The organism is Micromonospora sp. NPDC000316, from assembly GCF_042898885.1.
Lineage (GTDB): Bacteria > Actinomycetota > Actinomycetes > Mycobacteriales > Micromonosporaceae > Micromonospora.
On record NZ_JBIAZG010000003.1, the window covers coordinates 283,992 to 297,484 of the forward strand.

Below are 13,493 nucleotides of genomic sequence, written 5' to 3' on the forward strand. Positions count from 1 at the left end.
CCCGCTTGCGCGCTGCCGCTATCGTCTCGATCACCGCGCCGGTACCCCTTCCGGGCGGAGATTCGGGAGGCAGTCGGTGCTGGAGGATCTGTTCAACGGTGCGTGGCAGAGCATCGTGTTCGGTGTCGTGGGCGTCGGGCTCATGGCGGCCGGGTTCGGGCTGGTCGACCTGTTGACACCGGGCCGTTTGCGGGACCTGATCTGGGTCGACCGCAACGCCAACGCGGGGCTGCTGCTCGCCGCCAACCAGCTCGGCATCGCCGGGATCGTCTTCACCGCGATCCTCACCAGCTACAGCGACTTCGGTAAGGGGCTCGCCTCCACAGTGGTGTTCGGGCTGGTCGGGCTGGCCATCATGGCGCTTGCCTTCGTGGTGCTCGACCTGCTCACCCCGGGCAAGCTCGGCGAGGTCATCTGCTCGCCTGAGCCGCACCCGGCGGCCCGGGTCAGCGCCGCCACGCACTTCGGCGCGGCCCTGATCGTCTGCGCCTGCATCGCCTGAGGCTGTCGTACCCCGGATCTAGTTTCCGGGGGTGAACCGCACCGACCGCCTCTACGCCCTGGTCGAGGAGCTGCGCGCCATTTCGCCGCGCCCACGCAGCGCCCGCTGGCTGGCCCGCCACTTCGACGTCAGCACCCGCACCGTGGAGCGGGACATCACCGCCTTGCAGGGCGCCGGGGTGCCCATCTGGGCCGAGCCGGGCCGGGCCGGGCCGGGCCGGCGGCTACGTGGTCGACCGGGCGCGCACGCTGCCCCCGGTCAACCTGACGCCGGGTGAGGCGGTGGCCATGGCCGTCGCGCTGCACCGGCTGGGCGGCTCGCCGTTCGCCCCGGCCGCGGGCGCCGCGCTGCGCAAGCTGGTCGCCGTGATGCCGCCCGCCGCGGTGGCCGAGGCGCACCGGCTCGCCGGCCGGGTGCACCTGGTCGGCGGCGGGCCGGGCACTGCCGTCCCGGCCGCCGTCGCCGACGCGGTCGCCGCCGGGCGGGTGCTGCGGCTGCGGTACGCCGACCGCGACGGCACCGATTCGGCGCGTGACGTGGAACCGCTGGGCTATCTGGGCAACGAGACGCACTGGTACCTGGTCGCCTGGTGCCGACTGCGCGACGCTCTGCGCTGCTTCCGCACCGACCGGATCAGGTCGGTGCACCCGCTGGCCGAGCCGGTGACCCGGGAGTTGCACCCCGGCGACCTCGACGTCCCGGCCGGCCGGGTGCGCCCGCTGAGCCTGGTCTGATTCGGCGCCAAACACCGACAGGACGCTGTCGCGGGCCGGGACGACGCTGGTTTCCGACGACGCCGGCCGTCCGGCCGGCGCAACGAGGAGGCAACATGTCCAGTACGCCCGTGACCTGGTTCGAGATCGGCTCCGACCGGCCCGACGAGGCACAACGCTTCTACGCCGACCTGTTCGGCTGGGGCTTCGAGGAGCAGGGCGGCCCGTACCGGCAGACGACGGCCGGCGGTGAGCGGGGGATCGGCGGCGCGATCCGGGCCGTCGGTGGGGACGAGGCGAACTACGCGATCTTCTATGCCGAGGTGACGGACGTGGCGGAGACCTGCCGACGGGCGGAGGCGGCCGGCGGCACGGTGCTGGTGGCGCCGGTGACCACCCCGATCGGTCTGGCGCGCGCGTGGCTGAGTGACCCGTCCGGCAACCGGTTCGGCGTCTTCACGCCACCGGCCGGCGGCTGACCCGTCGGGTGCGTTCGTCGTCGCCCGGACGACGGCGAACGCACCTGACGCGGCTGCCCTTTGGGGTGATCCCCGAGGTCAGCGCCCGCTTTGTGGGACGGCACGGGCATCGCGCCGCCGAACGTTCCGTGGGATATGTCACCAGGACGGTTGGGTGTGTTGGCCGGGATCGGCCCCGCCCAAGGTGATCAAGGCGGGCAAATCGTCGGAACGCCCCTACCAGGGCGGATGCGCTGGCCCCGCCTGGTCGATGCGGGGCGGCTGCCTGCTCTCCGACGGCCGTCCAAACGGATCTTGGAGGCGTGCCGAGATGTGGATATGTTCGGCCTTCTTCGAGCCTGCTCAGCCAGTCGCGATCGGGCTCGGCACAGTAAGGAGAAAGAACATGACAAACGGCGCTAACCCCATTTCCCCCGTTACTGATGCGCTCGGCTCCACTGTGAACCGGCGTCGGATGCTGACCGTCGCTCTCGGTGGCGCCGCCACCGTGGCTCTTCCGGCCCCGGCGTGGGCGGCAAACGACGAGCGCCCCGGCGCGCAGCGGCCGCCCAAGCTCACCTCGGACGATCGCAAGATCATCGCTCAGGTTTCGGCCGAGCGGGCGCTGAAGCACCTGCGGGTCCTCAGCGAGGACATCGGCCCGCGCATCGGTGGCACGGCCTCCGAGCGGCGCGCCGCCGACTACATCGCCAAGCAGCTCGACCACCTCGGCTACCGCGTCGAGCTGGAGCCGTTCGCGGTGGCGGACAAGTTCCTCGCCCAGCTCTCCTCGCCGGCCGGTCTGCCCACCGACCTGAACTGGCAGGCCGGCGCCTCGCCGCAGGCCGCGCTGGACACCACGGTCCGCGGCGACGTTGTGGACGTGCGCGCCGGCGCACCGGAGAACTACCCCGCGAGCGTCGCCGGCCAGATCGTGCTGATCGACTACGTGGCGGCCCGGCGTGAGCAGTTGGTCGCCACCGCCGTGGCCCGCGGTGCGGCAGCCGTGGTGTTCCTCGCGGCCGACGGCGTACCGCCCCGGCGCAGCGGAACGTTCACGCCGAGCCTGCCGGGCTCGGCCAGCTCGCCGGTGCCGATCCCGGTGGTCGGGGTCGCGCAGTCGCAGAAGGAGCGCCTGCGTGCCCTGGTCGCCTCCGGGCGGCGGCTCACCCTCACCATCTCCACCACCGCGCACCGCAACCTGACTTCCAACAACGTCATCGCCGAGAGGGTCGGACGTTCCGGTGCCAACGGGCCGGTCGTGATGGTCAGCGCCCACTACGACACGGTCATCGGCGCCCCCGGCGCCAACGACGACGGCTCCGGCACGGTGCTCTGCCTCGAACTGGCCCGCGTGATGAAGGCCATCCCGGTCAACGCCACCCTCCGCTTCGCCCTGTGGGGCTCGGAGGAGCAGGGGCTGCTCGGCTCGCGCTACCACGTGCGGCAGCTGCCGCAGGCAGAGCGGGACCGGTTCCTCGCCGTGTACCAGAACGACATGGTCGCCACGAGCTGGGACCCGGCGACCCGGTACTGGCAGCTGTCCTTCGACGGGCAGGCCAACCGGGCCACCGACGAGGTGACGGCCGCCGGCCTGCGCCTCGGCTACGACCCGCGCATGTCGCCTGTGACGCAGCGCGGCTCCAGCGACCACCAGTCCTTCCAGGAGGTCGGCATCGCCAGTGCCAACTTCTCCTGGCGCGGTGAGGAGAGCCCGGCACTGCTGGAGCCTCCGTACCACACGCCCGAGGACACCATCGCCAAGAACATCAGCCTTGAGCGGCTCCAGGTGTCGCTCGAGCTGATCGGTTGCGCCGCGTACGCGACCGCTCGCTGACAACTGTCCCAGCCCGTGCCACGGGCCGGGACACCACGACGGGCGCCGCATCCGGGTACGTCCCGGTGCGGCGCCCGTTCGCGTGTGCGGTGCTGCGGCGTTCGCGTGTTACGCGGGCAAGCGCAACGCCTTGATCGACTCCGCTTCCTGGAAACCGGGGTGTCCCGGTGTGGGTGATGCCCCGGATTCCAGGAAGCCGAGTCGATCACCGGGAGCGGTGGCGCGGGGTGGTGGCCCGCCGGTGCCGGCCGGAGGAGGGGGGTCGGCGCCGGCGGGGCCACCGGTCACTTGCCGGTCTGGCCGGACTCGTCGTCCTGGGTGGGCTCGCCCTTCGGGGCGTCCTGACCGGGCTTGCCGTCCTGGCCGCCCTTGCCGTCCTGGCCGCCCTTGCCGTCCTGGCCGCCCTTGCCGTCCTGGCCGGGCTTGCCGTGCGGGCCGTCGTGGCCGGGCTTGCCGTGCGGGCCGCCCTTGCCGTGCGGACCGCCCTTGCCGTCCGGGCCGGGGAACACGCCGGCCTCGGCGGCCTTGAGCACCGCGTCGGCCTGCTCCTGGGTCAGCTTGCCGTCCTTGACGGCCTGGTCCAGGCGCTCCTTCAGGGCAGCCTGCTGGTCCTGCGTCGACGGCCGTTCCGGCCGGTCGCCCTGCCGCTGCTCGTGCAGCTTGTCCAGCGCGGCGGTGACCTGGTCGGTCGACACGCCAAGCTCCTTGGCGAGCGCCTCGGCGAACTCGGCGTGCCGCTGCTGGCGGTCGCCACCCTGGTCGGTGGTGCTGGCACTCGGGGACGGGGTCTTGTCGTCGGCGAGAGCCACCGTCGGGGCGGCGATCCCGACGCCGAGCACTCCAGCGGCGGCGAAGCCGGCCAGCAGGTGCTTCTTCGACATCTTGCGGATCATGCGAATCTCCTATCGGTGGTGATGCGATGACGTCACCGACAGTGACCACCGAAGCTGGGCGCGACCCATGGCGAACCTGTCAGCGGGCTGATAATCCGGGGGAAAGGCCGGATTTATTCGGGTTGCGTCACGTCAGGGCGGCCGGGAGGCTGGGCCAAACCCGACGAAGGGCCACCGCATGACACAGACAGTCATCCGCGAGGTCGCGCTCACCGGGCCGGGCTCCGGCCCGTACTCGATCGCGGTCGGCTCCGACGGCGCGCTCTGGCTGACGCTCGCCGGCTCCGGCGGCGTCGCCCGGCTCGGCCTCGACGGCGAGGTACGGACCTACCGCGCCGACCCACCGGACAGCCGCCCTCTGATCATCGTGGCCGGCCCGGACGGCGCGCTCTGGTACACCCGCTCCGGCGACGACCGGCTCGGCCGGATCACCGTAGACGGCCAGGTCGACTCGGTGGCGCTGCCGCCGGGCAGCGTGCCCTGCGGCCTGTCCGCAGGGGCGGACGGGGCCCTCTGGTACGCCGGTATGGGTGATGACACGGTCGGCCGGGTGACAGTCGACGGGGTGGTCACCACGTATCCGCTGCCGGTCGCCAAGGGCTTCCCGTCGATGCTGGCGGCCGGCCCGGACGACGCGCTCTGGCTCACGCTCAACCAGGCGAACGCCATCGCCCGGGTGGACCTCGACGGTGCGGTGACGGTGCACCCGCTGCCCACCGAGGCGGCCGGGCCGGTCGGCATCACGGCCGGCGGCGACGGCGCGCTCTGGTTCGTCGAGATCGCCGCCGGGCAACTCGGCCGGATCACGCCCGACGGCCGGGTCGACGAGTGCCCGCTGCCGGACCGTGCGTCCCGGCCGCACGCGATCGTCGCCGACCCGGGCGGCGGCTGCTGGTTCACCGAGTGGGGTGCCAACCGGATCGGTCACATCGACCCGGACGGCCGGATCACCGGCCATGACCTGCCAACCCCCGCCTCGGAACCGCACGGCCTCACGGTCACCCCGGACGGCGCGGTCTGGGCCGCCCTGGAAATCGGCGCGGTGGCCCACCTCGGGTGACGAGGTGAGTCAGCGCACCGCCGAGGTGACCGTCAGGGTGCCGGCGGTGGCGTCCAGGACGGCGGGAGTGCCGACCGGGACGGTGAGCTGCCCGGGGCCGTGGCCGATCGGCAGGCCGCCGAGCACCGGCACGCCGAGGTCGCCGAGCCGTTCGCCGAGCACGTCGGTGATCGTGGTGTCCCAGCCGTCGGCGCAGCCGGTGAACTGTCCCACCGCCACACCGGCCAGCCCGTCGAGCACGCCCGCCCGGCGCAGTTGGGTGAGCATCCGGTCGACCTTGTACGGGGGTTCCTGCACGTCCTCGACAAGCAGCACCGCCCCGGTCAGGTCGGGCAGGTCCGGCGTGCCGACCGACGCGGCGATCATGCACAGGTTGCCGCCGAGCAGGGTGCCGGTGGTCCGACCCGCGACGCGTACGTCGAAGGTGTCCTCGCCGGGCACCGCCGTGACCGTCACCGGTTCGGTGGTCATCAGCGCGGCGTGCAGCGACTCGGCCGACCGCAGCGGGGTGCGCTCGTCCCGCCAGGCGGCACCCGGGCCGTGCACGCCGGCCAGCCGGGCGCCCCGCCAGAGCGCGAACTGCAACGCGGTGATGTCGGAGAAACCGGCCACCACCTTCGGGTCGCGGCGGACGGCGGCCATGTCGAGGGTGTCCACGATCCGCTGCACGCCGTACCCGCCACGGGTGCAGATCACCCCGCGCACCAACGGGTCGGTGAACGCCGCGTTCAGATCCGCGGCGCGCAGCTCGTCCGCGCCGGCCAGGTAGCCCCGCCGGGCGTACGCGTTCGGCGCCAGCACCGGCCGCAACCCCCAACCGGTGAGCAGCTCCACCCCACGGGCCACCCGCTCGGGCGAGGTCGGCCCGGACGGCGACACCAGCAGCACCGTGTCGCCCGGACACAGCACTGGCGGGCGGACGACGCCGTCCACGGCACGATCATCGGGCACAGCGGCAGAGCTTAGCCGCGCTGACGACGGGCGTGTCGGCGTACCGCCCGGCCCGTCCACCGGCCTACGCCCGGGCCGTGGGACGGGCCGGCGCGCGAACACGACCCGTGGCGCGACTCGGGGCATCCGGCGCCCACCGGCTAGCCTCGACAGGTGGCAACCGCGCTGGTGATCGAGAACGACCCGACGGACGACGCACGCCGGCTGGGTGAGTGGCTTACCGAGGCCGGGCTGGAGCTGTGGGTGGTCCGCCCGCACGCCGGTGACGAGCTCCCCGCCGATTTGGAGGGGTACGCGGCGCTTGTGGTGCTCGGCGGTGAGCAGCAGGCGTACCCGCTGCCGGACGGCTCGCCCGGCGCCCCCTGGTTCCCGGCCGTGGAGGGGCTGCTGCGCAAGGCGGTCCGCTACCGGGTGCCCACCCTTGCCGTCTGCCTGGGCGCGCAACTGCTCGCCACCGCGCACGCCGGTCTGGTCGAACGCAGCGCGTCCGGGCCGGAGATCGGCCCCGGAGTGGTCGGCCGGCGCGACGCCGCCGAGGGCGACCCGCTGTTCCGGTACGTGCCGTTGATCCCGGACGTGCTCCAGTGGCACTCCGACGAGATCACCGAGCTGCCCCGGGGCGCGACACTGCTGGCCGCCTCCACGCGCTACCCGCATCAGGCGTTCCGGCTCGGCGACCGGGCCTGGGGTCTTCAGTTCCACATCGAGTGCGACACCGCGATGATCGCCGGCTGGGCCACCAGCTCGGCCCAGCTCGCCGAGCTGGGCTACGACCCGGAGCGTGTGGTGGCGGCCTGCGACGCGGTGATGGTCGACGTCGAGGAGGTCTGGCAGCCGTTCGCCGCCCGGTTCGCCGCGCTGGCCCTCGGTGAGCTTGACGACAGCACGATGCGGCGCGGCCTGCCGCTGCTCGGGCACTGATGAGTCGGCCGACCAGGACGCCCGGGCGGCTCGCGCGCTACGGCTTCGGGGTCGCGGACGGCGACGGCGGGGCACGCGCCGCCGACCTGCTCGGCCCGGACGGGCTGAACCTGTGGCGGCCGGCCGAGCAGGAGCCTGTCGACGAGGCGGCCGGGGAGCTGCTCGCCGGGCTGTCCCGGGCCGCCGACCCGGATCTGGCGCTGCGTCAACTGCACCGCATCGTCGAGGCCGAACGTCGCGCCGACCGCGGCACCCAACGCGCCGACGGCGTCACCGCCGGGCCAGGGCTGTTGGCGGAGCTGCACACCGACCCAGGGCTGCGGCGGCGGCTTGTCGCGGTGCTCGGCGCCTCGGCGGCGCTCGGCGATCACCTGGTGGCCCACCCCGAGCACGGCCTGACGTTGCGTACCGCCCCGGACGGGCTCGCGCCGATCGCCGAGGGCCGGCTGGAGCCGACCGACGGCGGCAACCCCGTGGCGGCGCTGCGGACCGCGTACCGGCTGGCGTTGCTGCGGATCGCGGCGGCCGACCTGACCGGCGGGCGTGCCCTGGAACAGACAATGGCCGCGCTGTCCGCGCTTGCCGACGCGACGCTTGCCGCGGCGTACGAGATCGCCGTCGCGGAGCTGGCGGACGGCACCGAGCGGCCCCGCCTCGCGGTGGTGGCGATGGGCAAGTGCGGCGGCGGCGAGCTGAACTACGTCTCCGACGTGGACGTCATATTCGTGGCCGCCGAGGACGCCGACCTGCCCGCCGCGACCCTTGTGGCGACACGGCTGATCCACATCTGTGGGCTTGTCGCGTGGCCTGTGGACGCCGCGCTGCGCCCCGAGGGCAACCGGGGCCCCCTGGTCCGGACCCTTGCGAGCCACCTGGCCTACTACCGGCGGTGGGCGCGCACCTGGGAGTTCCAGGCGCTGCTCAAGGCCCGCCCGGCCGCCGGTGACCTGCCGCTGGCCCAGGAGTGGATCGACCAGCTCGCGCCGCTGGTCTGGCGGGCGGCCGAACGTCCCGAGGCGGTCGAGGACGTCCGCGCGATGCGCCGTCGGATCATCGACCACATCCCGCCGAAGGAGTTGGAACGCGAGATCAAGCGCGGCCCGGGCGGGCTGCGCGACATCGAGTTCGCCGTCCAGTTGCTGCAACTCGTGCACGGTCGCGGCGACGAGACACTGCGGGCCCCCGGCACCATCCCGGCGCTGCGCGCGCTCGTCGCCGGCGGCTACGTCGGTCGGGCCGACGGCGAGGCGCTGCTGCGCGGCTACCGCTTCCTGCGCAGCGTCGAGCACCGCCTCCAACTACAGGGCCTGCGTCGCACGCACACCGTGCCGACCGAGCCGGGCGCGTTGCGCTGGCTCGCCGCCGCGCTGGGCTTCACGGCCACGCAGGGGCGCAGCGCCGTGGAGAGATTCCGGGCCGAGTGGGTCACCCACGCCGCCGAGGTACGCCGACTGCACGCCAAACTGCTCTACCGGCCGCTGCTGGAGTCGGTGGCCCGGGTGCCGGCCGACGGGCTGCGGCTCACCCCGGAGGCGGCCAGGAACCGGCTGGAGATCCTCGGTTTCGCCGACCCGGCCGGGGCGCTGCGGCACCTCCAGGCGCTCACCGGCGGGGTGAGTCGCACGGCGGCCATCCAGCGGACCCTGCTGCCCGTGCTGCTCAGCGAGTTCGCCGACGCGCCGGAGCCGGACCGAGGGCTGCTCAACTACCGCAAGGTCTCCGACAAGCTGGGCAGCACCCCCTGGTATCTGCGGCTGCTGCGCGACGGCGGCCCGGTCGCCCGCCGGCTCGCCCGGGTCCTCGCCCTGTCCCGGTACGTCGCCGACCTGCTCGCCCGCGACCCGGAGGCGCTGCGGCTGCTGGCCGAGGAGAACGAGCTGGCACCGCGCCCGCGCGAGGTCCTCCGGGAGGGGTTCCTGGCGGCGGCGACCCGGCACACCGACCCGGTCGAGGCCACCCGGGCGGTACGCGCGCTGCGCTGCCGCGAGCTGGTCCGGGTGGCCTGCGCCGACCTGCTCAGCCGCGCTGGCGCGCTCGCACCCAGCCCCACCCGACCGGACGGCACCACACGGCCCGCCCCGGGGCTCGCCGACATCACCGAGGTCGGCACCGCCCTCTCCGACGTCACCGACGCCACACTTGCCGCCGCGCTGCGCGCCGCCCGAGCCAGCCAGCCGGCACCGGAAGGGCTGCGGTTCGCGGTGATCGGCGTGGGACGGCTCGGCGGGTACGAGTCGAACTACCTCTCCGACGCCGACGTGCTGTTCGTCTACGACGCACCCGCCGGCAGCGGCGACAGCGCGGCCAGCGCTGCCGCGCACTCGATCGCCGAGGAGCTACGCCGGCTGCTCGGCGTACCCGCTCCCGACCCGCCGCTTGGCGTCGACGCCGACCTGCGGCCGGAGGGCCGGCAGGGTCCGCTGGTGCGCAGCCTCGCCGCCTACGCGCAGTACTACGCCCGCTGGTCGCGGGTGTGGGAGGCGCAGGCGCTGCTGCGCGCACGGTTCGTCTGCGGTGACGCCGACCTGGGCGCCGAGTTCGAGGCGATGATCGACCCGGTGCGCTACCCGGCCGACGGGCTGACCCGCGAACAGGTCGTCGAGATTCGCCGGATCAAGGCCCGGGTGGAGACCGAACGGCTGCCCCGGGGCGCCGACCCGGCGACCCACACCAAGCTGGGCCGCGGTGCGCTCGCCGACGTGGAGTGGGCCGTGCAGCTCGTCCAGCTCCGACACGCGGGAGCCGTTCCGGCGCTGCGTGGCACGCGTACTCTCGATGCCCTCGCGGCCGCCGAGCGGGCCGGCCTGATCGACCCGGCGGACGCCGCGGAGATGGCCGCCGGCTGGTCCCTGGCCGCGCAGGTCCGCAACGCGCTGATGCTCGTGCGCGGCCGGGCCGGCGACCAACTGCCCCGGCACGGGGTGGAGTTGGCAGGGGTGGTGCGGCTGCTCGGCCGGGACGACCCGGGGGAGTTCCTCGACGAGTACCTGCGCGTCGGCCGCCGCTCCCGCGCCGCGACCCAACGCGTCCTGGAGGCATAGGCCCGTTCAGCTGCCGAGCGTGTACTCGCCGGGGCGGGGGACCGTGACAGTGGTCCAGTCGCCGTCGGCGGTGACTGTGGCGCCACCGGACGCGGCAAGCCAACGGCTGTGCCGGACCCGGACCGCCACCGGGCCGGCGGCAGGTGCCCGGAAGGTCACCGCCGCGCCGTCGGTGCGGACCAGTTCGGCGGGCGCGGCGACAAGCGGCGTCGGGTCGGCCACCGCCCACACCCGCCAGTGCGCGCCCGACCAGACAGGCGTCAGGTACGGCAGCCCGCCCTCCACAAGCTCCGCTTCGGCCCGACCCACCCAGGACAGCGGGGCGTCCGGCACGGCCACGAACTGCACGGCGTTCTCCGCCAGCCATGCCCGGTAGGTGGCAGGGGTCAGCGGTACGCCTGTGCCGTCCGCGCCGGGCACCGTCGTGAAGAACAGCGGGTTGCGGTCGATGTCGGCCTGCCGCAGCCACCCCCGGGCCAGCGGCACCTCACCCAGCCGGGCAGCCTCCCAGTAGTTGCGCGTCGGCGGCACTTCGACCCGGCCGGTGAGCCGCTGCCCGGCCAGGAACGCGCGCAGCGGCGCGTGGTAGCCGGGCGCGCTCGTCGGATCGCCGATGCTCCGCAGGTCGGCGGGGACCACAGGCGGCTGCCAGACGCAGACCGCCACCAGCAACGCGGACAGGCCGACCGCGCCGATCAGCCGTCGTCGTCGAGTGCCGCCAGACGGCACGGCCGACCGTCGGGCCAGCCGGTCGACAAGCCAGGCCGGGGGGCGCGCGGCGGCGGCCAGCACCGGCAGCGCGAACATCGTCACCAGCCGGGTCGCGTTCAACCCGACAGGCGTGTGCACCAGAGCGGCGGCCAGCACCCCGGCGACGGAGAGCAGCGCGCCGAACCGCACCGGCCGGTATGCCACAAACGCGGCCACCACCAGACCGGTGAGCGTCGCGCGTAGCGTGTCGGTGCGGCTGATGTTCATCCAACCGCCGTCGCCGAAGAACAGCGCCGTCGCCGCCAGCGGCACCGCCGCCGCGACACCCAGCGCCAGGCCGTCGGCGTACCGGCGGGCAAGCAGCAGCGCCACGCCCGCGAGGCCGACGAACAGACCCGCCACCGGGCTCGTCGCCGAGGCCAACAGCGCGCAGGCCGCGGCAAGCCAAATCCTTCGGGGTACGCCCCGAGTCAGCGCGAGCAGCGCGGCAAGCCCGAACGCCACACCGAGCGCGTAGGTGACCCGGCCGGAGATCAGGTTGCCGGTCAGCGTGACCACCCCGACCAGGCTGCCCAGCAGCGGCCGGGGCACCGGGCTGCGGACCAACAACGCGGCAAGCGCGGCGGCCGACGCCACAAGCGCCAACACGCCGGTCACCCGCACGCCGAGCAGCGCCATCACCGGCTGGGACACCAGGCTGTAGCCGAACTGCTGCACCCCGCCGTACCAGCGCAGATCGAGCGGGGTGGGGCCGTGGGCGGCGAAGAAATCCGCCCGTGCGACCTGCGCGGCGAGGTCCGAACCCATAAGCGGCAGAGCCAGCCAGAGCGCGCCGAGCACGGCGGCGGCACCGGTGGACACCGCCACCACCCGACTGCGCCGCATGCCCACCTCCGTACCGCGACCACCGTACTGGCAGCATGTCCGGCGTGCCTCACCACCTCGCGCGTTGGACCGGACTCGCAGGATCAGCGCTGCTCGCCGTCGCCGCGTTCCTCGGCGGCGCCCTGCCCGACTCACCCCTGCGGGCCACCCCGGTCAGCATCTGGCAGGGCCCGAACGGGCCGCTGGTGATCGCCACCTGGCTGATCGGCACCGCGCTCATGGCGTACGCCTGGTGGTCGCTGCGCGACGGCGTGCCGTCGACCCGCTGGGCGCTGGTCACCGTCGGGCTGTGGCTGCTGCCGCTGCTGATCGCGCCACCGCTGGCCAGCCGAGACGTCTACGCGTACGCCTGCCAGGGCGCCAGCTACGCCGCCGGGATCAACCCGTACGAGCAGGGCGTCTCCGCGCTGCCCTGCCCGTGGCTGGACACCATCTCCTACATCTGGCGGGACAGTCCGGCGCCGTACGGGCCGCTGTTCGTGGTGCTGTCCGGCGCGGTGGTGAAGGCCACCGGCTCGCTGACCGCCGCGATCGTGGCGTTCCGGGTGATCGCCGTGGCGGGGGTGGCGCTGACAGCGGTCAGCCTGCCGGTGCTGGCCCGGCGAGCCGGCGTACCCGCCGGACGGGCGATCTGGCTCGCGCTTGCCTGCCCGCTGGTAGCCGTGCACCTCGTCTCCGGCGCGCACAACGACGCCCTGATGGTCGGCCTGCTTGTCGCCGGGCTGGCCGTGATCGCCTCCCGGCCCGGCCGCCCCGGCCCGCTGCTCGCAGGCGGCGCGCTGCTCGGCCTCGCCGCCGCGATCAAGGTGACCGCGCTTGTCGTGGTGCCGTTCGCCGCGCTGGCCGCGATCGTCGGCGGGTACTCGATCCGGGCACTGATCCGGCACGGCGGATGGGTGGTCGGCAGTTCCGTCGCCGTCGTGGCCGGAGTGACCGTCGCCGCCGGGCTGGACTTCGGCTGGGTCGGTGGGCTGGCCCGGGGTGGCGACGTGATCGCCTGGACGTCGCCGTCCACCGCCGTCGGGCAGACCGTCGGCTACCTGGCGGTGCCGTTCGGCGGGCACATCGACGCGCTGCCGGTCACCCGGGCGATCGGCATGGCCGTGCTGGCGGTGCTGCTGGTCTGGCTCTGGTGGCGGGCCCGCACCCGGGAGCCGCTGTGGCACGCCGGCCTGGCACTGGCCGCCACCGTCGCCCTCGCGCCGCTGTTCCACCCCTGGTACTGGATCTGGGCCCTGGCCGTGCTGGCCGCCACCGCCCGACGGACCGGATGGTTCACCGTGATCGCACTGGTCTCGTCGTTCCTGGTGTTGCCCGACGGCACCGGCCTGCCCCGGTTCACCAAGACGGTCGGTGCGCCGCTGATGACGCTGTTGGTGATCGTGCTGGTCGTCCGGTTGGTACGGTCGGCTCGGGCGGCCCGTCAGCCGGTCGCCGCCGACTGAGGGAAGGTGCGCCGGTGACCGCTCCCGGCGCACCGCCGCCGCCCGGCAGGTCGCCTGGCCCGTCGCCTGGCCCGGG

At 74.1% G+C, this 13,493-nt stretch carries 11 protein-coding genes and 1 pseudogene; 9 read left to right on the plus strand and 3 right to left on the minus strand.

Annotated features, from left to right (window positions below):
- Positions 1-76 precede the first annotated feature (76 nt).
- The 5 genes from ACFY2Q_RS09575 to ACFY2Q_RS09595 all read left to right on the plus strand — a co-directional run bounded on the left by ACFY2Q_RS09575 (position 77) and on the right by ACFY2Q_RS09595 (position 3,510).
- A complete protein-coding gene (locus ACFY2Q_RS09575) occupies positions 77-502 on the plus strand; it encodes a DUF350 domain-containing protein (protein WP_387128784.1) in 426 nt (141 codons plus the stop codon).
- Between the two features lie 31 nt (positions 503-533).
- Positions 534-779, plus strand: coding sequence for a helix-turn-helix transcriptional regulator (locus ACFY2Q_RS09580; protein ID WP_387128785.1), 246 nt, complete (start codon positions 534-536; stop codon positions 777-779).
- 10 nt (positions 780-789) lie between these two features.
- Positions 790-1,236, plus strand: a complete 447-nt coding sequence (locus ACFY2Q_RS09585) for a helix-turn-helix transcriptional regulator (protein ID WP_387128786.1) — start codon at positions 790-792, stop codon at positions 1,234-1,236.
- Positions 1,237-1,331: 95 nt separating this feature from the next.
- The gene (locus ACFY2Q_RS09590; RefSeq protein WP_387128787.1) at positions 1,332-1,694 is read left to right on the plus strand and encodes a VOC family protein; all 363 of its coding nucleotides are present in this window, start codon (positions 1,332-1,334) and stop codon (positions 1,692-1,694) included.
- Positions 1,695-2,079: 385 nt separating this feature from the next.
- Entirely contained in the window at positions 2,080-3,510 is a 1,431-nt protein-coding gene (locus tag ACFY2Q_RS09595) for a M28 family peptidase (RefSeq protein WP_387128788.1), read from the plus strand.
- Between the two features lie 449 nt (positions 3,511-3,959).
- Here the strand turns inward: ACFY2Q_RS09595 and ACFY2Q_RS09600 are convergent.
- Positions 3,960-4,403: pseudogene (locus ACFY2Q_RS09600) on the minus strand (hypothetical protein); the annotation flags it as partial.
- Positions 4,404-4,581: 178 nt separating this feature from the next.
- Here ACFY2Q_RS09600 and ACFY2Q_RS09605 point away from each other — a divergent pair.
- Positions 4,582-5,463, plus strand: coding sequence for a virginiamycin B lyase (locus ACFY2Q_RS09605; RefSeq protein ID WP_387128789.1), 882 nt, complete (start codon positions 4,582-4,584; stop codon positions 5,461-5,463).
- A 9-nt stretch (positions 5,464-5,472) separates the two neighbouring features.
- Here ACFY2Q_RS09605 and ACFY2Q_RS09610 read toward each other — a convergent pair whose 3' ends face one another.
- On the minus strand, positions 5,473-6,414 hold the full coding sequence (locus ACFY2Q_RS09610) for an LD-carboxypeptidase (protein ID WP_387128790.1): 942 nt from the start codon (positions 6,412-6,414) through the stop codon (positions 5,473-5,475).
- Positions 6,415-6,567: 153 nt separating this feature from the next.
- On the opposite strand from ACFY2Q_RS09610, the gene ACFY2Q_RS09615 reads away from it, so the two are divergent.
- Positions 6,568-7,335: a type 1 glutamine amidotransferase gene (locus ACFY2Q_RS09615; protein WP_387128791.1), complete on the plus strand. Its 768-nt coding sequence runs from the start codon at positions 6,568-6,570 to the stop codon at positions 7,333-7,335.
- On the plus strand, positions 7,335-10,376 hold the full coding sequence (locus ACFY2Q_RS09620) for a bifunctional [glutamine synthetase] adenylyltransferase/[glutamine synthetase]-adenylyl-L-tyrosine phosphorylase (protein ID WP_387128792.1): 3,042 nt from the start codon (positions 7,335-7,337) through the stop codon (positions 10,374-10,376). Before ACFY2Q_RS09615 ends, ACFY2Q_RS09620 begins: the two co-directional genes overlap by 1 nt.
- A 6-nt stretch (positions 10,377-10,382) precedes the next feature.
- Here the strand turns inward: ACFY2Q_RS09620 and ACFY2Q_RS09625 are convergent, their stop codons facing one another.
- Positions 10,383-11,972 (minus strand): hypothetical protein, encoded by a 1,590-nt coding sequence (locus ACFY2Q_RS09625; protein ID WP_387128793.1) that lies wholly within the window; start codon positions 11,970-11,972, stop codon positions 10,383-10,385.
- 44 nt (positions 11,973-12,016) lie between these two features.
- Here ACFY2Q_RS09625 and mptB point away from each other — a divergent pair, with 44 nt between their 5' ends.
- Complete coding sequence (gene mptB, locus ACFY2Q_RS09630; RefSeq protein WP_387128794.1) at positions 12,017-13,417, plus strand: polyprenol phosphomannose-dependent alpha 1,6 mannosyltransferase MptB; 1,401 nt, start codon at positions 12,017-12,019, stop codon at positions 13,415-13,417.
- The last annotated feature ends 76 nt before the right edge of the window (positions 13,418-13,493 follow it).